Source organism: Lysobacter spongiicola DSM 21749, from assembly GCF_900167055.1.
GTDB lineage: Bacteria > Pseudomonadota > Gammaproteobacteria > Xanthomonadales > Xanthomonadaceae > Novilysobacter > Novilysobacter spongiicola.
Map to the genome: position 1 here is coordinate 49821 of NZ_FUXP01000005.1, position 20130 is coordinate 69950.

Here is a 20130-nt window from a genome sequence, read left to right on the forward strand (position 1 = left end):
ATGGACACCCCGGGATGCCGGCACTATGGTGTTCATCGAGGATTTAGCTACCAATAGACAACTGCTTGATGTGATTGTAAGTAGCAGGGTGACAAATGGTAGCAGAGCCTCAATCGAGCCCGCCCATACCGCGATTCTGCCTCGACCATCGCCTCCAGACGGGAGCTTGCATGAGCCTTGAACTTCGCATTCGCCTTGCACGACGCCACGGCGGCTTCTCCCAGGCCAGCCTGGCCGCGGCAGTCGGGGTCCAGCGCAGCGCGGTCAGCCACTGGGAGGCTTCCCCGGGCAAGTCGCCCAGTGCAGCGCACCTGCGGGAGATAGCAATGGCAACCGGGGTGCAGTTCGAATGGCTCGCCACCGGCCGCGGGAAGATGAACCTCTCGCAGGAGGTGGAGATGGATTCGATCGCCGCCGCCGAGGCATTGCTGGTCGACGATCCGCTTGAGTTGCGACTGATCAGCGCGTTCCGGGACAGCTCGCCGAGGGCCCGCGTCCCCCTGGTGGAGATCGCCGAGGAACTGGCGGGCAGCCGGGTCGGCCGCCCCCGGGGCACCGGCCGCACCTGATCGCAGGCACCTGATCAGGAACGGCGGTCGCCGCTGGGCTAAGCTATGGAGCCACCCCGACGAGCCCTCGCCGTGTCCGTCCTGTTATGCCTGTGCACCTGCCCCGACGAGGCCAGCGCCCGCGCAATCGCCGATGCACTGGTCGAAGAGCGCCTGGCCGCCTGCGTCAGCGAACTGCCAGGCATCCGCTCCACCTATCGCTGGGAGGGCCAGCTGACGCATGACCGCGAGATCCAGCTCCTGATCAAGACGACCGACGCCCGGCTGGAGGCGCTGACCTCGCGGGTGGTCGCCCTGCACCCGTACGAACTCCCCGAGCTGCTGGCGGTCGAAGCCAACGGTGGCCTCGCCCCCTACCTTGCATGGGTGGCCGAACAGACACGAATTGATGACTGACATCGTGACGAACCGCAGCCGCCGGATACGGGCGCTGCTGCTGGGTACATGCGCCGCCTTCATGCTGGCTTCCGGTTCCGCAGCGGCCGCCATCGATCCCGATGACCTGCTGCCGGTGGACGAGGCTTTCGCCTTGCGCGCGGATGCATCCACCGCCGCTGGAGACGAACGCGCCGCCATCTCCGTTCGCTGGCGCATCGCGGATGGCTATTACCTGTACCGGCACCGTATCTCGGTGGAGCCTGATGCGGGCTTCCGGGCCGGCAAGCTGCGGCTGCCGCCGGGCAAAGCCTATGAAGACGAGTTCTTCGGCAAGGTGGAGACCTACCGGACCGCACTGGAAGCGGTGCTACCGGGTGAACCTACGGCCCCCACCACCACGCTGACGGTGAAGTACCAGGGCTGCGCCGACGCCGGGATCTGCTATCCGCCGCAGACCCGTCGGCTGCAGGTGTCCCTGCCAGCCCCCGTCGCCGCAGGCGCCACCAGCGTCCCGACGCCCCCCCGAGGGGCGGGCAATCCGCTGCTGGCCGGAAACATGCCGGGCGGGAACAGCGGCAACCCGCTTCTCGGCAAGGTGGGCGGCGGGGCCGTCGATGCGCTCCCGCTCCCGCCGGAACGCGCGTTCGGCTTCGAAGCCATTGTCGGGGATGCCAACACCCTGTTGCTGCGCTTCAGCCCCGCGCCCGGGTACTACCTCTATCGCGACCAGACCCGGCTCAGCCTGGAGGCGGATGGCGTGTCGGCTGGCAAGCCGCTCTGGCCCCCGGGAACCGGCCACCGCGACGGCTACTTCGGCGAGGTGGTGGTCTACTTCGACCAGGTCGACGTCCCGGTCCCGCTCGAGCGCGCCCATGGGCGGGCGGTGAAGGCCACCCTCACTGCGCGCTTCCAGGGCTGCCAGACCGACGGCATCTGCTATCCGCCGATGACGCGGACGGTGCAGCTTGAACTGCCTGCAGGGGTTGCAAACCAGAAAGTGGCGAAGCCGCCCGCACAGGCAACCGCTGCAACCGGCGAGGGGGCGTCCGAGCCGTCCGAAGAGGACCGACCGGCTCCTGCCAGCGACGACAATGCCGCGCCATTGCCGGGCAGCGACGGCCTGGAGCAGGTCAACCGGGACGGCGCCACGGACATGGGCACCGGCCCCGGCGCCGACGACACCGGGACCACCCCCACCCGCGCACCCGCTGCAGCCGCCCCCGCCATCGGCGAAGCGGAGGACAGCCGGCTCGCCGCTGCGCTTTCCGGCTCGGGGCGCTGGGTCGCTCTACTGAGCTTCCTGGGCTTCGGGCTGCTGCTGGCCTTCACCCCCTGCGTGCTGCCGATGATCCCGATCCTGTCGGGACTCATTGCAGGCGCTTCGGCAGGCCGCCCCGGCGGCCTGGCGGCGGGACGCGCCCTGGGCCTGTCGTTCGTCTACGTACTGGCCAATGCACTGGTGTTCACCGTGGCGGGCGTCGTGGCAGGGCTGGTGGGCGCCAACCTCCAGATCGCCTTCCAGAACCCCTGGATACTGGGCTTGTTCGCCGCGCTGTTCGTGGCCCTGGCACTCTCCAGCTTCGGACTCTATGAGCTGCAGTTGCCGGCTTCGCTGCGCAACCGGCTCGGGGAGCTGAGCGACCGCCAGCCTGGAGGTTCGCTCGCGGGCGTTGCGATCATGGGTGCGCTGTCGGCCCTGATCGTCGGGCCCTGCGTGGCCCCACCGCTGGCCGCGGCCGTGCTCTACATCGGGCAGACGCAGGACCCGGTCTTCGGCGGGGCAGCCCTGTTCCTGCTGGCGATGGGCATGGGCCTGCCGCTGCTCGCTTTCGGTGTGGCCGCCGGCAAGGGGCTGCCGACCAGCGGCCCGTGGATGATCGGGGTGCAGCGCGCGTTCGGATTCGTGTTCCTGGGGCTGGCGATCTGGATGCTGTCGCGGATGCTGCCGGGACCGGTGACCCTGGGACTCTGGGGCGCGCTGCTGATAGCCGCAGCGGCATCGCTCGGCCTGGCCGCGGTCGACCGCAAGGGCAGGTACGGACTACGGGTGGCGGGACTGGCGCTGGCCGCCATGCTGGCGATCACCGGTGCCACCCAGGTGGTCGGTGCGCTGGCCGGAAGCACCGATCCGCTGCGGCCGCTGGACGGACTGCGCACGGGCACGGCAACGGCGCCGCGGGAGCTGCCTTTCCGGCCCATCAAGTCGCTGGCCGACCTCGAGCGCGAGGTGGCTGCGGCTCAACGGGCCGGCCAGCCACTGATGCTGGACTTCTATGCCGACTGGTGCGTGTCGTGCAAGGAAATGGAGCGATACACCTTCCCGCAGCCCGAGGTCCACGAAGCACTGGAAAACTTCGTCCTGCTCAAGGCGGACGTCACCGCGAACGACGCCGTCGACCAGGAGCTGATGAAGGCGCTGGGCATCATCGGCCCCCCGGCTACCCTCTACTACGTGGGCGGGGCCGAGCGGCGTGACCTGCGGCTGTTCGGGTTCGAGGACGCCGCCGGCTTCGCCGCACGGGCGCGCAGGGCCGGAGTGAACGAATGAAGTCGACCACGAAGATCCTGCTGGTCGCGCTCGGCGCGGGGCTGCTCGGCGCGGCGGCGGGCCTGCTGATGAACGGCCCGGGGCCATTGCTGCGCAGCGAGGTCGGACAGCGCGCCTTGCAGGGTGCGATGTCCGCCACCGCGCCGCCTGCACCGGAGGGACTGCAAGTCGCGGGGCGCGGTGACCCGATGCCGACGCTGCGGTTGCCGGACCTCGAAGGCCAAGCAGTGGAGCTGCCCGCCGCCTACGCAGGGCGGCCGATCCTGATCAACTTCTGGGCCAGCTGGTGCGGCCCATGCATCGAGGAGATGCCCGAGCTGGACCGGTTCGCCGCCACCCAGGGCGACGGCGGGGTGCAGGTGATCGGCATCGCCCTCGATACGCCCGGGGAGGTTGCCGCGTTCCTGGAGCACACCCCGGTGCGGTACCCGATCCTGCTTGACCAGCCGGGCCCGCGTGACAGCGGGGTCCAGTTGGGCAATCCCAAGGGCGTATTGCCTTACACAGCGCTGATCGACGCCGACGGCCGCCTGGTGAAACAGAAGATCGGGCCGTTCCAGCATGGCGAGATAGAAGGCTGGGTGGGCGGATAGCGGATTCAAACGATCGCTTAAATCGCAGGAACTTCGGCGAAATGGCAGGGAACGTCTGGACAGGCGCTTATCGCTCGGCCACACTGCCGGCCTTCGACCCTTCCCGGCACCCATGGCGAAACTGCTGGTCCTGCACGGCCCCAACCTCAACCTGCTCGGCGAACGCGAGCCGGAAGTGTACGGCCGCGTGACCCTGGCCGAGATCGACGCCGACCTGCGCGCGCGGACAGAGGCTGCCGGACACACTTTCGAAAGCCTGCAGTCGAACGCCGAGCACGAGCTGGTCGAGCGCGTGCAGGCCGCCCGCAACGACGGCACCGCCGTCATGGTGGTCAACCCGGCTGCCTTCACCCATACCAGCGTGGCGCTGCGCGATGCGCTGGCGGGGGTCGCCGTCCCGTTCTACGAAGTCCACCTGTCGAACCCGCACGCCCGCGAGCCGTTCCGCCGGCACAGCTACTTCAGCGACCTCGCGCTCGGCGTGGTTTGCGGTTTCGGCGCCGACAGCTATCGCTATGCCCTCGACACCGCGCTGGCGCGGCTCGCGACCCGACCCGACTGACATTCCCCGGCCGCCCGGCGGCTCCGAACGACAACGAAGAAGAGGCCCACCATGGACCTGCGCAAAATCAAGAAGCTGATCGACCTGCTCGAGGAGTCCAACCTCGCCGAGATCGAGATCAAGGAGGGCGAGGAGTCGGTGCGGCTGGCCCGCACCCCCCAGGGCTCGGTCGCACCGCAGTACGCGCCCGCGGCGCCCGCGCCCGCGGCGCCCGCGCCTGCGGCGCAGATGCCGATGCAGTCGCCGGTCGACGCCGCCACCGGGGGGCGCTCGCAGGATGCCGATGCCGGGCAGTCGCTGCCCGATGGCCACGTGATCCGGGCCCCGATGGTCGGCACCTTCTACACCTCGCCGGCGCCGGACAAGCCCGCCTTCGTCAGCGTGGGCCAGGCGGTCAAGGCGGGCGACACGCTGGGCATCATCGAGGCCATGAAGATGTTCAACCCGATCGAGGCCGACGTCTCCGGCACCGTGCTCAAGGTCGCTGCCGAGAACGGGCAGCCGGTCGAGTTCGACCAGCCGCTGTTCGTCATCGGGTGACCCATGCTGGATAAAGTCGTCATTGCCAACCGGGGCGAGATCGCGCTGCGCATCCTGCGCGCATGCCACGCCCTGGGCATCCGTACGGTCGCGGTGCACTCCACCGTCGACCGCAACCTCAAGCACGTGGCCATGGCCGACGAGTCGGTCTGCATCGGGCCGGCGCCATCGGGCGAGAGCTACCTCAACATGGCGTCGCTGATCGCCGCGGCCGAGGTCACCGACGCCCAGGCGATCCACCCCGGCTACGGCTTCCTGTCGGAGAACGCCGACTTCGCCGAGCGCGTGGAAGAGTCCGGCTTCATCTTCATCGGCCCGCGCGCCGAGACCATCCGCCTGATGGGGGACAAGGTCGAAGCGATCCGGGCGATGAAGGAGGCCGGCGTCCCCTGCGTGCCCGGCAGCGGCGGCCCCTTGGGCGATGACGTCGAGACCAACATCGGCATCGCCCGCGAGATCGGTTATCCGGTCATCGTCAAGGCGGCCGGTGGCGGTGGTGGACGCGGCATGCGCGTGGTCCATACCGAGGCCGCATTGTCCACCGCCATCCAGACCACCAAGTCCGAGGCCAAGGCCGCTTTCGGAAACGACATGGTCTACATGGAGAAGTTCCTGGAGAACCCGCGCCACGTGGAGATCCAGGTGCTCGCCGACGGCCAGGGCAACGCCATCCACCTGGGCGAGCGCGACTGCTCGATGCAGCGTCGCCACCAGAAGGTGGTGGAAGAGGCACCGGCACCGGGCATCACCGCCGAGCAGCGGGCCGAGATCGGCCGCGTCTGCACCGAGGCCTGCGTGCGCATCGGCTACCGGGGCGCGGGTACCTTCGAGTTCCTCTACGAGGACGGGCGCTTCTACTTCATCGAGATGAATACCCGCATCCAGGTGGAGCACCCGGTGACCGAGATGGTGACCGGCATCGACCTGGTACGCGAGCAGCTCAACATCGCCGCCGGCCACAAGCTGTCGCTGAAGCAGGAAGACATCGTGCTCGACGGCCATGCGATCGAGTGCCGCATCAACGCCGAGGATCCGGAGACTTTCATGCCGAGTCCGGGGCTGGTGCAGCACTTCCATGCGCCGGGCGGACCGGGCGTACGCGTCGACAGCCACATCTACGAGGGCTACCGCGTGCCGCCGAACTACGATTCGATGATCGGCAAGCTGATCGTGCACGGGCCGGACCGCGAAACCGCCATCTGCCGGATGCGCGTGGCCCTGAGCGAGATGGTGGTGGACGGCATCAAGACCAACATCCCGCTGCAGCAGCGCATCCTGGCCGACGTCGGATTCCAGCAGGGCGGGCAGAATATCCACTACCTCGAGAAGCGGCTCAAGGAGCAGAAGGAGAAGTCGCTCTCGATCGTCTGAGGCGTCTTCGCACCACGCGCCCCGGGCCTCCCTCTCCTTGTAGGAGCGGCTTCAGCCGCGATCTGATCCACCACCGGCACCGCGTATCCGATCGCGGCTGAAGCCGCTCCTACAATTCCCAAGCCGCCCCCCGGGTCGCAAGCACGAGCCCACGCATGCCCTTCCTCGAACTCACCCTGCCCTGCAGCGAAGCCGAGCAGCCCCGCCTGGAGCGTGCGCTGGAGAACGTCGGCGCCCTGGCGATGACGTTGGCCGACGCGCACGCCGACGCCCCCGACGAGCAGGCGATCTTCGAGCCGGGCGTGGGCCAGACACCGCTGTGGGGCGAGATGGCCCTGACGGCCTTGTTCGAAGGTGGCACCCCGCCCGAACTGCTGTTGCATGCGCTTGCCGCCGCCGATGAAGGTGTCGACTGGTCCCGCGCCCGGTTCCGCGAAGTCGCCGACCAGGACTGGGAGCGGGCCTGGATGGACCAGTACGAGCCGCTCCAATTCGGGCGGCGCACCTGGATCGTGCCCTGGAACCACGCACTGCCCGAAGGCGCCGACAATGACGACGCTGCCGTGGTGCGCCTGGACCCGGGACTGGCGTTCGGCTCCGGCACCCATCCCACCACCGCGCTCTGCCTGGCGTGGCTCGACGGCCTCGCCGACAGCGGTGAACTCGATGGCGCGCAGGTGCTGGACTTCGGTTGCGGCTCGGGCATCCTCGCGCTCGCCGCCCTCAAGCTGGGGGCCGCTGGCGCCACCGGCGTCGACAACGACCCGCAGGCCCTGGCGGCCACCGCGGACAACGCCCAGCGCAACGAGGTGGACCATCGCCTCGGCGTGTACCTGCCAGAAGACGAGCCGGTGCGCACCTATCCGGTGGTGGTCGCCAACATCCTCGCCTCCGCGCTGGTGGCGCTGGCCGACACCCTCGCTGCGCGGGTTGCACCGGGTGGCCGGATTGCGCTGTCGGGCATCCTGGCCGGACAGCAGGACGAGGTACTGGAGCGTTACGCGGGCGCTTTCGAAGACCTGTCCGTGACGCAGTTGGAAGACTGGATCCGCATCAGCGGGACCCGGCGCGGCTGATCCGGGTGCTCGGCTAGACTGCAGCGATGTTCGTCCCGTGCCCCGAATGCGGTTTCCTGGTCGCCCTGATCGTCTCCCGAGACGGGTCGCCGCAGCACTGCCCGCGTTGCCGCGCAGTGCTTGAACCCATGGCCGCGGCTTCAGGGGCGGGCGATGCCTCACTTGCCGCGACCTCACACGCCACGCAGATCGCCGAACCGGGCACCAAGCCACCAGAGCCGGCCACCGAAGGGTCCGGAGCCGCAACCGGCAGCGACCGCGTGCAAGGCGCCGTGCGCAACACCAGGCCGACCACCGTTGGCGGCTCGGGCCGGCGCGCCCCCAGTTTCGCCCGGCGCACGGGCCGTCCCTCCGTCCAGCGGTCCCGGCGCATGCAAATCATCGAAGGGACCATCGTCACCGCGCTGCTGTTGCTGCTGTGCGTGCAGATGCTCTTTGCCCAGCGCAACGAGCTGGCGGCAAGCGAGCGCTGGCGCCCCTGGGTGGCAGTCGCCTGCGGTATCGCCGGCTGCACACTGCCGGCATGGCGCGAGCCGGGGGCCTACACGATGCTGTCACGTAGCGTGACCCCCTCGCCCACCCGGCCCGGCGTGCTGGAGGTGGAGGCGAGCTTCCGCAATGACGCCCGCTGGCCGCAACACTGGCCCCACCTGCTGTTGATGCTGTCCGACGTCAATGGCCGGCCGGTGGCCCAGCGCACGTTCACTCCCGATGACTATCAGGAGCAGGTGCCGGGGGACGGGACGCTGGCTCCGGGGCAGAGCGCCAGCGTCCGGCTGGAAGTGGTCGAACCCGCGGACCCGACTGTCGCGTTCACGTTCGACTTCCGCTGAATCGGCACCTTTGCGGTGTCGCCGGCGGCCCCGGCGCGCTAGACTCCTCCCCCCCGTCGTCACGCCCGCCCTGCGGTGCCACATCGCACGGCGGACGACACCATGTCCCGGGGGGAGACACCTTTGAACGCAGCAGCAGACCGCAACGACACCAGCCGTGCGGGGCCCCGCGTCCCGCTTCGCGACCATGTCGCGACTTCGATCCGTCGCTACCTCGGCGACCTCAACGGATGCGACAACGGCGACCTGTACGAGATCGCGCTGCGCGAGCTGGAGATCCCGCTGTTCGCCGAGGTCCTCGAGCATTGCGACGGCAACCAGAGCCGGGCCGCTTCAATGCTCGGCATCCATCGCGCCACCCTGCGCAAGAAGCTGCGCGAGTACGGCCTGGCCTGAGCCGCGGCCACCACGCGGCGGCGCCTATAATCGGCGGCTTTCCACCACGAAAGCCTGCCCATGACCCCCGCGAACCAGACCGGCGCCCTGCCCGCCAACCCGGTGAAGATCCGCCGCGCCCTGTTGTCCGTCTCAGACAAGGCCGGACTGTTGGAACTGGCACATGCACTGGCTGCGCGCGGCGTCGAGCTGCTGTCCACCGGCGGCACCGCCAAGGCCCTGCGTGAAGCCGGGCTGGAGGTGCGCGACGTCAGCGACGTCACCCGATTCCCGGAAATGATGGACGGGCGGGTGAAAACCCTGCACCCGATGGTGCACGGCGGCCTGCTCGGCCGTGCAGGCACCGACGACGCGGTCATGGCCGAGCACGGCATCGAGCCGATCGACCTGCTGGTGCTGAACCTGTATCCGTTCGAATCGGTCTCCGCCGATCCCGACAGCACGATGGAGCAGGTCATCGAGAACATCGACATCGGCGGGCCGGCGATGCTGCGCTCGGCGGCGAAGAACTTCGCCCGGGTCGCGGTAGCCACCGAGCCGTCGCAGTACGAGGCGTTGATTGCGGAGCTGGAGACCGGCAATGGCGCGCTCTCGGCCGCCACCCGGTTCTCGCTGGCCGTGGCCGCGTTCAATCGGGTCGCCTCCTACGACGCCTGCATCAGCAACCACCTGTCGGCCATCTCCGCGGACGGCTCGCGCGGGCTGTTCCCGGCGCAGAGCAACAGCAACTTCGTGAAGGTCATGGACCTGCGCTATGGCGAGAACCCGCACCAGGCCGGCGCCTTCTACCGGGACCTGTATCCGGTCCCGGGCACCCTGGCCACCTTCACCCAGCTGCAGGGCAAGGAGCTGAGCTTCAACAACCTGGCCGACGCGGATGCCGCCTGGGAGTGCGTCCGCCAGTTCGAGTCGCCCGCGTGCGTGATCGTCAAGCACGCCAATCCATGCGGCGTGGCGACGGCGGCCGGCTGCGGCGATGCCTACGAGGCGGCCTACGCCACCGACCCGACCTCCGCCTTCGGCGGCATCATCGCGTTCAACGGCGCGCTCGATGCCGCCACCGCGAAGACCATCCTCGACCGCCAGTTCGTCGAGGTGCTGATCGCGCCCGACTACGAGCCGGCGGCGTTGGAGGTGGCGCGCAAGAAGGCCAATGTCCGGGTGCTGCGCATCCCGCACGGCGAGGGCCGCAACAATTTCGACGTCAAGCGGGTGGGATCGGGACTGTTGATGCAGACCAGCGACATCCGCGAGGTCGGCCGGGACGAGTTGAAGGTGGTAACCAAGGCCGCACCCAGCGATGCGCAACTGGGCGACCTGCTGTTCGCCTGGCGGGTGGCGAAGTACGTCAAGTCCAACGCCATCGTGTACGCGCGCGACAACCGCAGCATCGGCATCGGTGCCGGCCAGATGAGCCGCGTGGTGAGCGCGAAGATCGCCGGCCTGAAAGCGGAGGAAGCGGGCCTGGCCGTAGCCGGTGCGGTGATGGCCAGCGACGCCTTCTTCCCGTTCCGCGACGGCATCGACGCGGCCGCGGCGGCAGGCATCAAGGCGGTCATCCAGCCCGGTGGTTCGATGCGCGACAACGAAGTCATCGCGGCTGCCGACGAACACGGCCTGGCGATGGTATTCACCGGCGTGCGCCACTTCAGGCACTGACATGATGATGTCGGTACTGCTCCTGCTCGCCGGCCTGGCCGCGCTCGTGGCCGGTGCCGAAGGGCTCGTACGCGGGGCCAGCCGGCTTGCGCTGGCCACGGGCCTGTCGCCGCTGGTGGTCGGGCTGACCGTGGTCGGCTTCGGCACCAGCGCACCCGAGCTCGCGGTCGGTATCGACGCGGTGCAGCGGGGGTCGGCCGACATCGCGCTGGGCAACGTGGTGGGCAGCAACATCACCAACGTCCTGCTGATCCTGGGCATCAGCGCGCTGGTCGCACCGCTGGTGGTCTCGCGCCAGCTGGTAAGGATCGACGTGCCAGTGATGATCGCCTGCTCGGTGCTGGTACTGGTGCTGGCGATGGATGGCAGCATCGGCCGGATCGAAGGGGCGGTGATGGCGGCCGGGGCCGCTGCCTACCTGGTGCTGCAGGTCGTCATCGGACGGCGCGAGGCGAGACCCGACGAGCTTGAACCGGTGGGCGAAAAGCCCCACGCCGCGGGGTGGGTCCTGAACGTGGCGCTGCTGCTGGGTGGGCTGGGCCTGCTGGTCCTCGGAGCCGGTTGGCTGGTGGACGGCGCGGTGGACATCGCGGCCGCGCTGGGGCTGAGCGAGCTGGTGATCGGCCTGACCGTGGTCGCGATCGGGACCTCGATGCCGGAACTGGCGACATCGGTCATCGCCACCATCCGCGGCGAGCGCGACATGGCGGTCGGCAACGTGGTCGGCAGCAACATCCTCAACCTGCTGGCGGTGCTCGGATTGACCGCGGTGTTCTCACCGGCCGGCATTCCGGTCGGCAATTCCGCGATCCATTTCGACCTGCCAGTGATGCTGGCCGCCGCCGTTGCCTGCCTGCCGATCTTCTTCACTGGCCACTGCATCCAGCGCTGGGAAGGCGCGGTATTCGCGGGCTATTTCATCGCCTATACCGCCTACCTGCTGCTGGATTCGGCCGGCCATGGCGCCCTGCAGGCCTTCAGCGCGGTGATGATGAACTTCGTGGTCCCGCTGACGATCCTGACCCTGGCGATCGTGGTCACGCGTGCATTGCGGGAGCGGCAACAGGCCAGGCGCGGTTAGCGCGGCCCGTCGGCCTCGCTTGCGGGGCCGGCCGCCAAGTCCGGCCTGGCGCCATCCCGCACGCGCCAGATGCCGGGATCGACGCCATCCCCGAACGAGGGATGCAACCGGGCGTCGAACTCCGGCAGCCTGCCCTTCGCCAGTTGCACGTCGTAGTCACGGGTCAGCGCCACCACCACGCCCGAGAGCATCAGCAGCGCCACAAGGTTGATCGAGGCCATCAGCGCCATCGCGGCGTCCGCGGCATCCCAGACCAGTTGCACCTTCGAGTAGACGCCCCAGACGATGACCGCCAGCGCGGCCAGCCGCAGCACCAGCAGGCCGGCCTTGCCGCCGCCGAGGTACAGCAGGTTGTTCTCGGCGTACGAATAGTTGCCGATGATCGTGGTGAACGCGAAGAAGAACATCGCGATGGCAACGAAATAGGTGCCCGCCCCGCCGAAGTACACCGTCATCGCCTGCTGGGTGACCTGCACGCCGTCGCCGTCCCCGCCGAGCACGCCCGACAGCAGGATGACGAAACCGGTGGCGCTGCAGATCAGCAGCGTATCGATGAAGACGCCGAGCGACTGCACCAGCCCCTGGCTGGCCGGGTGGTGCGGGACCGGCGTCGCGGCGGCGGCCACGTTGGGCGCACTGCCCATGCCGGCTTCGTTGGAGTAGAGCCCGCGCTTGACGCCGTTGAGCATGGCCGCCGCGATACCACCCACCACGCCGCCAACTGCCGGCTCCAGCCCAAAGGCACTGCGCAGCACGAGACCCAGCACGGCGGGGATTTCACCGAGGTTCGTGGCCACCACCCACCCGGCGAGTGCGAGGTAGGCCACCGCCATCACCGGCACTACCTTCTCGGCGAATCGTGCGACTGAACGCAGTCCGCCGAAGATGATGAGCGCCGTCAGCAGCACCAGTCCGGTGGCGATCTGTCCCCGGGTGAAGCCGAACGCCGCCCCGAGTGCCTGCGCCATCGCATTGGCATGCACGCTGCTGAAGACCAGCCCGTAGGTCAGCAGCAGGCATAGCGAAAAAGCCACGCCCATCCAACGCTTCTTCAGGCCCCGTGCCATGTAATACGCCGGGCCGCCGCGGTATTGCCCCTGCTCGTCGCGCACCTTGTAGAGCTGGGCCAGGGAGCTTTCAGCGTAGGCGGTCGCCATGCCCACCAGCGCGGTGCACCACATCCAGAACAGCGCGCCCGGCCCGCCGACACCCAGCGCGATGGCGACCCCGGCAAGGTTCCCGGTCCCGACGCGCGAGGCGAGGCTGGTGCATAGCGCCTGGAACGGAGAGATGCCCGCGGCATCCGAGTTGCGGCCCATTCCCACGACCCGCCACATGTGCGGGAACAAGCGGACCTGCAGCAGCCGCAGCCTGAGGGTGAAGTACAGCCCGACCGCGAGCAGCCCGTAGACCAGGACGTAGTCCCACAACACGGCATTGACCAGCCCGACCATCGGCACCAGCAAGGCTTCTATCGTCTCCAGCAGGTTGTCCATCGGCGTCCCGGTTTTCCGTCGACGCACGATCGTATCAGCGCGCCGGGCGCGCCCTGCCTGCACGCCGCCGATTGCGTAGAATCCCGGGCTTCCGCGTGTGCGGAGCAACGAGGCAAGGACCGGTGGCATGAAGATTCTGGTGATCGGCGCGGGCGGACGCGAACATGCGCTGGCCTGGAAGCTCGCTCAGTCCCCACGCGTGACAGGGGTGCTGGTGGCGCCCGGCAATGCAGGCACCGCCTCGGAACCCAAGTGCCGCAACGTGCCGGTCGCCGCGACCGATATCGACGGGCTGCTGGCGCTGGTGGCGCGCGAAGGCGTGTCGGTGACCGTCGTCGGCCCCGAGGCCCCGCTGGTGGCGGGGGTCGTGGACCGCTTCCGCGCCGCCGGCCACCGCATCTTCGGCCCCACCGCCGCGGCCGCCCAGCTGGAAGGCAGCAAGGCCTTTGCCAAGGATTTCCTCGCCCGGCACGGCATCCCGACCGCGCACTACGCAGTCCACACCGAGTTGGACGCCGCACTCGCACATGTTCGGGACAAGGGCGCGCCGATCGTCATCAAGGCCGATGGCCTGGCTGCCGGCAAGGGCGTCATCGTTGCGACCACGCTGGCCGAGGCCGAGGCCGCGGTGACCGACATGCTCGCCGGCAATGCGTTCGGCAGCGCGGGTGCGCGGGTGGTGATCGAGGAATTCCTCGAGGGCGAAGAGGCCAGCTTCATCTCGATGGTGGATGGCCACACGGCGCTACCGATGGCCACCAGCCAGGACCACAAGCGCGCCTTCGACGGCGACACCGGCCCCAATACCGGTGGCATGGGGGCGTACTCGCCCGCGCCGGTGGTCACCCCGCAGATCCATGACCGGATCATGCGCGAGGTGGTCGAACCGACCGTGCGTGGCATGGCTGCCGATGGCATCCCGTTCACCGGCTTCCTCTACGCGGGCCTGATGATCGACGCCTCCGGCGCCCCCAGGGTGATCGAGTTCAACGTGCGTTTCGGTGACCCGGAAACGCAGCCGGTAATGATGCGCCTGCGCTCGGACCTGCTGGACCTCGTCGAAGCCGGAATCGCGGGCCGCCTGCAGGGTGTCGTCGCGGACTGGGATCCGCGGCCCAGCCTGGGCGTGGTGATGGCCGCCGAGAACTATCCGGGGACGCCGCGTACCGGCGATCCCATCGGCCACTGGGACGTACCGGATCCCGAAGGCAGCAAGGTGTTCCACGCCGGCACCGCACTGGCGGACGGCCAGGTGGTGACCTCGGGTGGACGCGTGCTCTGCGTCTGCGCGCTGGGCGATACCGTCGCCGACGCCCAGCACAAGGCCTACGAAACCGTGGCCGGGGTGTCCTGGCATGGCGAGTTCCATCGCCACGACATCGGCTGGCGGGCGATCGAGCGCGAGCGGCAGGGAAAGAGCGGTCAGGTAGCGGGCGGCTGACCTGGACATGCCGCACAGCCAGTACGCACTGCTGCGGCAGCGACGCTTCCTGCCGTTCTTCCTGACCCAGTCGCTGGGGGCGTTCAATGACAACGTCTACCGGCAGGCGATCATCGGGATGCTGTTCTGGCTGGGCGTCAGCAGCGAGCAGAAGACGCTGTACGCCAACCTGGCGCCGGCGTTGTTCATCCTGCCCTACTTCCTGTTCTCGGCGCTGGCCGGGCAGATCGCCGAAAAGACCGAGAAGTCGACCCTGATCCGGATCACCACGGGGATGGAGATCGGAATCATGTCGCTGGCGGCGGTCGGGTTCGTCACCCAGAACCTTGTCGTGCTGCTGGCCGCCCTGTTCTTGACGGGCGTGCAGTCGGCCCTGTTCGGACCGGTGAAGTACTCGATCCTGCCATCGGTGCTGCAGCCACGCGAACTGACCGGTGGCAACGGCCTGGTGGAGATGGGCACTGCCATCGCGATCCTGTGCGGCATGATCCTGGGCGGCTCGATCTTCGCCGCCACCGGCGACAGCGGCCCGTGGGTGGCCGGCGGCATGGTGGTCACGCTGGCCGTTGCGGGACACCTGGTGAGCCGGGCCATCCCGCCCGCGGGGGCCGGCGCCCCGGACCTGAAGATCAACTGGAATCCGATCCCGGAATCCTTTGCGGCGTTGAGGCTGGCCAAGAAACAGCTCGCGGTGCGCAACGCCGTGCTGGGGGTGTCGTGGTTCTGGTTCGTCGGCACCATCCTGACCTCGCAGTTGCCTGCGTACGCGGAGGTCAACCTGGGTGGCTCGGCGACGCTGTACATCTTTGCCCTCGCGCTGTTCTCGATCGGTACCGGCGTGGGGTCGATGCTCTGCGAAAAACTCTCCGCCCGCACGGTCGAGATCGGGCTGGTGCCGCTGGGCGCGTTCGGCATGAGCGCGTTCCTGCTCGACCTCTACCTGGGCCGTCCCGCCGCCGCGACCGTGGGCGGCCTCGACGTGGCGGGTTTCCTGCGGCAGCCCGGCAGCTGGCGCACCGTGATCGACCTTCTCGGCGTGGGGATGTTCACCGGCTTCTTCGTGGTGCCGCTGTTTGCCCTGATCCAGAACCGCACGCCGAAGTCGGAAATGTCCCGCGTGTTCGCCGGGCTCAACATCCAGAACTCCGGTTTCATCGTGCTGGCCGCGTTGCTGGGCGTCACCCTGCAGATGGAATCCTTCCAGCTGGGCGGGGTGCGGGTATCGATGCCCGGCCTGGAGATCCCGCAACTGTTCCTGGCGCTGGCCGTGGCCAACACGCTGGTGGCGATCTGGATCTTCACGATCGTGCCCGAGTTCCTGATGCGCTTCCTCAGCTGGGTGCTGGTGCGCTCGCTGTACCGGCTGCGTGCCTGGGGCATCGACGAGGTGCCCGAGGACGGCCCGGCCCTGGTGGTATGCAACCACGTCAGCTACATGGATGCGCTGATCCTGGCGGCGAGCATTCCCCGGCCGGTGCGCTTCGTCATGTACTACCGGATCTTCGACGTGCCGGTGATGCGGTGGATCTTCCGCACCGCCAAGGCGATTCCGATCGCGGGGGCCAGGGAAAACCCCGAGCTGATGCAGCGCGCCTTCGACCGCATCGATGCGGAGCTGGCCGATGCGCAGGTGGTGGGAATTTTCCCGGAAGGCCGGCTGACCAGCGACGGCGAGATGGCCGCGTTCAAGTCCGGGGTCGAGAAAATCCTGGAGCGGCGCCAGGTCCCGGTGGTGCCGATGGCGCTGCGTGGCATGTGGGCCAGCATGTGGAGCAGGCGGGACGGGCGCCTGGCACGCATGCGGGTACCGCGCCGTTTCCGCGGCCACGTCGAGGTGGTCGCCGCACCGGCGGTGGATGGAGGCACGGCCACGGCACCCGCGCTCGAGGCCATGGTGCGCGAGCTCCGGGGCGACCAGCCGTAGTGCCGGTCGCCAAGGCGATCAGCTGACGAAGCCCGCGATCACGAACAACGCCAGCGTCGCCAGCCAGACCAGCAGGCAACGCCACACCAGGCTCATTGCATCACGCAGTTCCGGAAGCTCACCCAGTGACGCGGCCGGCAGCGTCGTGGCACCCATGTCTTCGTCCCGCAGCGAGCCCGCCGCGTAGTCGCTGCTTTCGTCGGCCAGTTCGCTGCGCACGCTGGCCCGCCCGGCGGCCTCCAGGAAGCGGCTGTCGAGATGGAAGGCAGCGCCTCCGGCCGAACGCCACGCTCCGAGCACGCTGTCAAAGTTGCCGACCAGGGCGAGCGAGAGCGTCATCAGTTGCGCCACCGGCCATTCCAGCAGGGCCAGCAGGCGCCGTGCACCGCGGGCGGTCGCCGATGGCACCGGCGTGGCCGGGGGATCTTCCGCGCCATCCCGTCGCGCGGACACTACGACCAGCCGATACCCCAGCGCCCCGAACGGACCCAGCACGAGGAACCAGAACAACACCCCGAACCAGCGACGCAGGCCATTGCGGAATACCGCATCGATGACGCGAGGCCCGTCGACGGATGCGCTGCCGTCGTCCGCCAGGCGCGCGGCCGCGTCGCGGCGGGAGACGGGATCGGGGGCATCGAGTACGGCATCGACGTCCCGGTCCAGGTCCCGTGGTCCCCAGGAGTAGAACAGCACGATGATCGCGAACAGCAGGCCGGCCAGCCCGAAGACCTGCCCGTCGAGCGCGCGCTGCAACAGGCCCACTGCCAGCAGCGGAGGCGCCAGCGCCAGTGCAATGCCCCAGTTGCCGCGCCAGAAGCTGTCCTCGTCGAAGTGGCTGTTGAGCCACGCCACCAGGTCCCGGTACCAGCCGAATTGCCTGACGCTCGCCAGCGATGGCGCGGCGTGCCCCAAGACCAGTGCGGCAACGACGGCGATCAGGGTGACGGACATGCGCGGCTCCGGTAGGCGGTCGGTCCGATTCTAGCCGCTTGGTCCTGACAGCGGTCCCAGCTGGCGGTCGGTCCTGGCCGGCGGCCCCGAGGCCTCCATCTCGGCCAGCCATTGCCCGATCAGCCAGCGGGCGATGGAGATGGGCGCCGACAGCAGCGGACCACCGTCGTCGATCTCGTCGCGTGCCGCGGCCGCGCGGATCTCTTCCACGGTGAACCAGCGCGCCTCCTCCAGCTCGTCGTGCACGCGCGGTTCGGCTGCCTCGGCAAGGGCGATGAAACCCAGCATCAGCGCGCCGGGAAACGGCCACGGCTGGGACGCGAGATACCGGCACGCGCGGATGCGGATGCCGGATTCTTCCAGCACCTCGCGCGCCACGGTCTGTTCAAGTGTTTCGCCCGGCTCGACGAAACCCGCCAGTACCGAGTACCGGCGCGCAGGCCAGCCGGCCTGTCGCCCCAGCAACAACCGCTTGCCGTCTGTCACCGCAACAATGACCGCGGGATCGGTGCGCGGGTAGTGCTCCAGCGCGCATGCCCCGCAGCGCCCGAGCCAGCCGCCGCGCTCGAAGGCCAGCTCGCCACCACAGGCCCCGCAGTGGCGGTGCCGCCTGCGCCAGTGCTGCAGCGCGCGCGCCTGGGCGAACACGGCGGCCTCGAAAGCCGGCCAACGTGCGGCGGCGCTGCGGAGGTCGAGGCGGCCCGCAAGGGTGACCGAAGTGACCTGCGCATCCAGCGCGAACCAGCCGGTCCCGTCTGAATCGACACCCAGGAAGATCGCCAGTCCGGGGCCACCCGGGCCAGCGCTGATATCGACGCCGTGCAGCACCGGCATCTGCCCGTCGTCATCGGTGACCGCAAGGCCCTCGTCATCCAGCAGCAGTACCCGCGCCCGCGGCCACAGTGCCGCCAGGCCGGCCTTGTCTTCGCGCAGGAGGTCGGCCCGGTCGAGCGCCCCGCGGCATGACGGATCGTCTTCCAGCGGCAACCAACCGCTGCCCCGGAGCAGCGTCCCGTACGCCTCCTGCTCTACGAACGCGAAGGGCCGGGGGATATCCGCCACCGGCTCAGGCGGTGAAGGAGGAGCCACAGCCGCAGGTGGTCTTCGCGTTCGGATTGCGAATGACGAACTGCGCGCCGTGCAGGCTCTCGGTGTAGTCGACCTCGGCGCCCATCAGGTACTGCAGGCTCAGCGGGTCGACCAGCAGCGTCACGCCGTCCGTCCGCACGGCGAGGTCGTCCTCGCCCTGCTCCTCGTCGAACTCGAAGCCGTACTGGAACCCGGAGCAACCGCCGCCCTGGATGTAGACGCGCAGCTTGAGTGCGTCGTTGCCTTCTTCGCTGATCAGCTCACGGACCTTGGCCGCAGCCGCCGACGTGAACTGCAGTGGCTGGTCGAGGCTCTGGTAGCCCGGCTCTTCAGGAGCGCCGGGCAGCGGGATGACGGAACTTTCCATGCGGTGAGGATGGGGGGCCGGGCCGCTGCAATCAAGCGGCGCCGGCGGGATGGTTCATTCCGCCGGGGCGGCGATCGCGGGCGCGCTGGACCGGGTTGCGTCGGCCCAGGTGAAGGACTGTTCGGTCGCCCGGCCACTGCGGGGCTGCAGCCGCACGGTGACGCGCACCGGATTGAAGTCCTCCGGCAGGAAAACGTCGCCCTCCACCTGCTGGAAATATTTGAAGGAATAATCCTTCGGAGGTGCGTCCTCCTGCTGGCGCAACGCGTCCCAGTCCAGCGTTTCCAGCCGCCCGTCCCGCGAACCTTCGATCGAAACGGTCAGGTCGCCGCTGCTGACGGCACCGCGGTTGAGGTTCTGGGTCAGCGTGGTCTGGAAGTGCCACGCGCTCTCGTTGGGCACCATGTTGAGCGCATGCACGCTCAGTCCGCGGCGCTGCGCGGTGGCGCCCACCAGGCGCTCGTAGAACGCGACATCGGCACGAAGGCCCGCGATCTCCTCGTCCCGTTCCGACAACGTGCCCTGCAGGTCGCGATTGGCGTCGCGGCTGATCTGGTCGGAACGCGACAGGGTCGCCACGCGCTGCTGGAGCTCCTCGTGTTCACCCCGGAGCCGCTCCAGGGCGCGCCTGCTGTCGGCCAGCTGGGCGCGCACGTCCGCCGACGCGGGAGACACCACCCGCCACAGCCCCCAGCCGCCAAAGACCAGGGCGGCAACGAACACGCCCGCAACCGCGAGGCGCAGCTTCCGCTGGTTGGATCCAGTCTGGGTCATGGGCGGCCCGCCATCTGAACAGGCCGCCAGACTACAACGCCCGGCTGGACCGGTCAGCTGCCAACGCTACGCAGCGCGTGCACCGCTTCAGGTTCGTCGACATCCGCGGCGCGCTTGCCGGCTTCCACGTGCAGCAGGCGGCCCGACAGCACCGAACCGGCCGCCATTTCCACCACCTTGTAGTGCACGTTGCCTTCCACCCGGGCCTTGGCGCCCATCTCCACGCGCTCGCTGGCGAACACATCGCCGTCGACCCGGCCGTGGATGACGATCACCGGTGCGTGGATCTCGCCCTCGACACTGCCATTGTCGGCCAGCGTCAGGATCGCCTTCTGGCCCTCCTCGGCGATGAGCTTTCCGACGATGCGGCCCTCCACGTAGAGGCCCCCGCTGAAGTGGAAGTCGCCGTTGATCACCACTTGCGGTCCGATCAGCGTGTCGATCTGCCCTTCGGGCATGGTGGGCTTGCTCTTGAACAT

20 protein-coding genes are annotated in these 20130 nt (G+C 68.9%); 14 read left to right on the forward strand and 6 right to left on the reverse strand.

The window, feature by feature from the left end; all coding sequences use genetic code 11:
• Positions 1-170 precede the first annotated feature (170 nt).
• The 12 genes from B5D37_RS08065 (at position 171) to B5D37_RS08120 (ending at position 11606) form a co-directional block, all read left to right on the forward strand.
• Positions 171-569: a helix-turn-helix domain-containing protein gene (locus B5D37_RS08065; protein ID WP_159447364.1), complete on the forward strand. Its 399-nt coding sequence runs from the start codon at positions 171-173 to the stop codon at positions 567-569.
• Positions 570-641: 72 nt separating this feature from the next.
• Entirely contained in the window at positions 642-965 is a 324-nt protein-coding gene (cutA, locus tag B5D37_RS08070; protein WP_484502518.1) for a divalent-cation tolerance protein CutA, read from the forward strand.
• Entirely contained in the window at positions 958-3495 is a 2538-nt protein-coding gene (gene dsbD / locus B5D37_RS08075) for a protein-disulfide reductase DsbD (protein ID WP_078758218.1), read from the forward strand. Before cutA ends, dsbD begins: the two co-directional genes overlap by 8 nt.
• Positions 3496-3563: 68 nt before the next feature.
• Positions 3564-4088 (forward strand): TlpA family protein disulfide reductase, encoded by a 525-nt coding sequence (locus tag B5D37_RS08080; protein WP_425478043.1) that lies wholly within the window; start codon positions 3564-3566, stop codon positions 4086-4088.
• Positions 4089-4200: 112 nt separating this feature from the next.
• Positions 4201-4650 carry a type II 3-dehydroquinate dehydratase gene (aroQ, locus tag B5D37_RS08085; protein WP_078758220.1) on the forward strand — a complete coding sequence of 150 codons (450 nt, stop codon included), beginning with the start codon at positions 4201-4203 and terminating at the stop codon, positions 4648-4650.
• 51 nt (positions 4651-4701) lie between these two features.
• On the forward strand, positions 4702-5190 hold the full coding sequence (gene accB, locus B5D37_RS08090) for an acetyl-CoA carboxylase biotin carboxyl carrier protein (RefSeq protein ID WP_078758221.1): 489 nt from the start codon (positions 4702-4704) through the stop codon (positions 5188-5190).
• 3 nt (positions 5191-5193) lie between these two features.
• Positions 5194-6561 carry an acetyl-CoA carboxylase biotin carboxylase subunit gene (gene accC / locus B5D37_RS08095; RefSeq protein WP_078758222.1) on the forward strand — a complete coding sequence of 456 codons (1368 nt, stop codon included), beginning with the start codon at positions 5194-5196 and terminating at the stop codon, positions 6559-6561.
• Between the two features lie 155 nt (positions 6562-6716).
• Positions 6717-7637 (forward strand): 50S ribosomal protein L11 methyltransferase, encoded by a 921-nt coding sequence (gene prmA / locus B5D37_RS08100; RefSeq protein ID WP_078758223.1) that lies wholly within the window; start codon positions 6717-6719, stop codon positions 7635-7637.
• Between the two features lie 371 nt (positions 7638-8008).
• Positions 8009-8470 carry a DUF3426 domain-containing protein gene (locus B5D37_RS14805; RefSeq protein ID WP_159447365.1) on the forward strand — a complete coding sequence of 154 codons (462 nt, stop codon included), beginning with the start codon at positions 8009-8011 and terminating at the stop codon, positions 8468-8470.
• A gap of 123 nt (positions 8471-8593) precedes the next feature.
• Entirely contained in the window at positions 8594-8866 is a 273-nt protein-coding gene (gene fis, locus B5D37_RS08110) for a DNA-binding transcriptional regulator Fis (protein WP_078758225.1), read from the forward strand.
• A 60-nt stretch (positions 8867-8926) separates the two neighbouring features.
• On the forward strand, positions 8927-10525 hold the full coding sequence (purH, locus tag B5D37_RS08115) for a bifunctional phosphoribosylaminoimidazolecarboxamide formyltransferase/IMP cyclohydrolase (protein WP_425478041.1): 1599 nt from the start codon (positions 8927-8929) through the stop codon (positions 10523-10525).
• 7 nt (positions 10526-10532) lie between these two features.
• Complete coding sequence (locus B5D37_RS08120) at positions 10533-11606, forward strand: calcium/sodium antiporter (RefSeq protein WP_078758366.1); 1074 nt, start codon at positions 10533-10535, stop codon at positions 11604-11606.
• Here B5D37_RS08120 and B5D37_RS08125 read toward each other — a convergent pair.
• The gene (locus B5D37_RS08125; protein WP_200809210.1) at positions 11603-13102 is read right to left on the reverse strand and encodes an alanine/glycine:cation symporter family protein; all 1500 of its coding nucleotides are present in this window, start codon (positions 13100-13102) and stop codon (positions 11603-11605) included. The two genes, B5D37_RS08120 and B5D37_RS08125, sit on opposite strands and share 4 nt — an antisense overlap.
• Positions 13103-13229: 127 nt before the next feature.
• Between B5D37_RS08125 and purD the strand changes: the two genes are divergently transcribed.
• Positions 13230-14543: a phosphoribosylamine--glycine ligase gene (gene purD, locus B5D37_RS08130; protein ID WP_078758226.1), complete on the forward strand. Its 1314-nt coding sequence runs from the start codon at positions 13230-13232 to the stop codon at positions 14541-14543.
• A gap of 7 nt (positions 14544-14550) precedes the next feature.
• The gene (locus tag B5D37_RS08135; protein ID WP_078758227.1) at positions 14551-16467 is read left to right on the forward strand and encodes an MFS transporter; all 1917 of its coding nucleotides are present in this window, start codon (positions 14551-14553) and stop codon (positions 16465-16467) included.
• An 18-nt stretch (positions 16468-16485) separates the two neighbouring features.
• Here B5D37_RS08135 and B5D37_RS08140 read toward each other — a convergent pair whose 3' ends face one another.
• The 5 genes from B5D37_RS08140 to B5D37_RS08160 form a co-directional block, all read right to left on the reverse strand.
• Positions 16486-17421: a regulatory signaling modulator protein AmpE gene (locus tag B5D37_RS08140; RefSeq protein WP_078758228.1), complete on the reverse strand. Its 936-nt coding sequence runs from the start codon at positions 17419-17421 to the stop codon at positions 16486-16488.
• Positions 17422-17451: 30 nt separating this feature from the next.
• On the reverse strand, positions 17452-18408 hold the full coding sequence (nudC, locus tag B5D37_RS08145) for an NAD(+) diphosphatase (RefSeq protein ID WP_078758368.1): 957 nt from the start codon (positions 18406-18408) through the stop codon (positions 17452-17454).
• A gap of 79 nt (positions 18409-18487) precedes the next feature.
• Positions 18488-18877, reverse strand: a complete 390-nt coding sequence (erpA, locus tag B5D37_RS08150) for an iron-sulfur cluster insertion protein ErpA (RefSeq protein ID WP_078758229.1) — start codon at positions 18875-18877, stop codon at positions 18488-18490.
• A gap of 54 nt (positions 18878-18931) precedes the next feature.
• Entirely contained in the window at positions 18932-19651 is a 720-nt protein-coding gene (locus B5D37_RS08155) for a DUF6776 family protein (protein ID WP_078758230.1), read from the reverse strand.
• Between the two features lie 53 nt (positions 19652-19704).
• Entirely contained in the window at positions 19705-20130 is a 426-nt protein-coding gene (locus tag B5D37_RS08160) for a bactofilin family protein (RefSeq protein WP_078758231.1), read from the reverse strand.

Coding starts and splice junctions, on each gene's coding strand:
- purH (WP_425478041.1), top strand. CDS start 8,927: ATGACCCCCGCGAACCAGACCGGCGCCCTGCCCGCCAACCCGGTGAAG.
- purD (WP_078758226.1), top strand. CDS start 13,230: ATGAAGATTCTGGTGATCGGCGCGGGCGGACGCGAACATGCGCTGGCC.
- B5D37_RS08125 (WP_200809210.1), bottom strand. CDS start 13,102: ATGGACAACCTGCTGGAGACGATAGAAGCCTTGCTGGTGCCGATGGTC.
- B5D37_RS14805 (WP_159447365.1), top strand. CDS start 8,009: ATGCAAATCATCGAAGGGACCATCGTCACCGCGCTGCTGTTGCTGCTG.
- accC (WP_078758222.1), top strand. CDS start 5,194: ATGCTGGATAAAGTCGTCATTGCCAACCGGGGCGAGATCGCGCTGCGC.
- B5D37_RS08120 (WP_078758366.1), top strand. CDS start 10,533: ATGTCGGTACTGCTCCTGCTCGCCGGCCTGGCCGCGCTCGTGGCCGGT.
- accB (WP_078758221.1), top strand. CDS start 4,702: ATGGACCTGCGCAAAATCAAGAAGCTGATCGACCTGCTCGAGGAGTCC.
- B5D37_RS08135 (WP_078758227.1), top strand. CDS start 14,551: ATGCCGCACAGCCAGTACGCACTGCTGCGGCAGCGACGCTTCCTGCCG.
- B5D37_RS08155 (WP_078758230.1), bottom strand. CDS start 19,651: ATGACCCAGACTGGATCCAACCAGCGGAAGCTGCGCCTCGCGGTTGCG.
- aroQ (WP_078758220.1), top strand. CDS start 4,201: ATGGCGAAACTGCTGGTCCTGCACGGCCCCAACCTCAACCTGCTCGGC.
- prmA (WP_078758223.1), top strand. CDS start 6,717: ATGCCCTTCCTCGAACTCACCCTGCCCTGCAGCGAAGCCGAGCAGCCC.
- B5D37_RS08160 (WP_078758231.1), bottom strand. CDS start 20,130: ATGTTCAAGAGCAAGCCCACCATGCCCGAAGGGCAGATCGACACGCTG.
- dsbD (WP_078758218.1), top strand. CDS start 958: ATGACTGACATCGTGACGAACCGCAGCCGCCGGATACGGGCGCTGCTG.
- B5D37_RS08140 (WP_078758228.1), bottom strand. CDS start 17,421: ATGTCCGTCACCCTGATCGCCGTCGTTGCCGCACTGGTCTTGGGGCAC.
- erpA (WP_078758229.1), bottom strand. CDS start 18,877: ATGGAAAGTTCCGTCATCCCGCTGCCCGGCGCTCCTGAAGAGCCGGGC.
- B5D37_RS08065 (WP_159447364.1), top strand. CDS start 171: ATGAGCCTTGAACTTCGCATTCGCCTTGCACGACGCCACGGCGGCTTC.
- B5D37_RS08080 (WP_425478043.1), top strand. CDS start 3,564: ATGAACGGCCCGGGGCCATTGCTGCGCAGCGAGGTCGGACAGCGCGCC.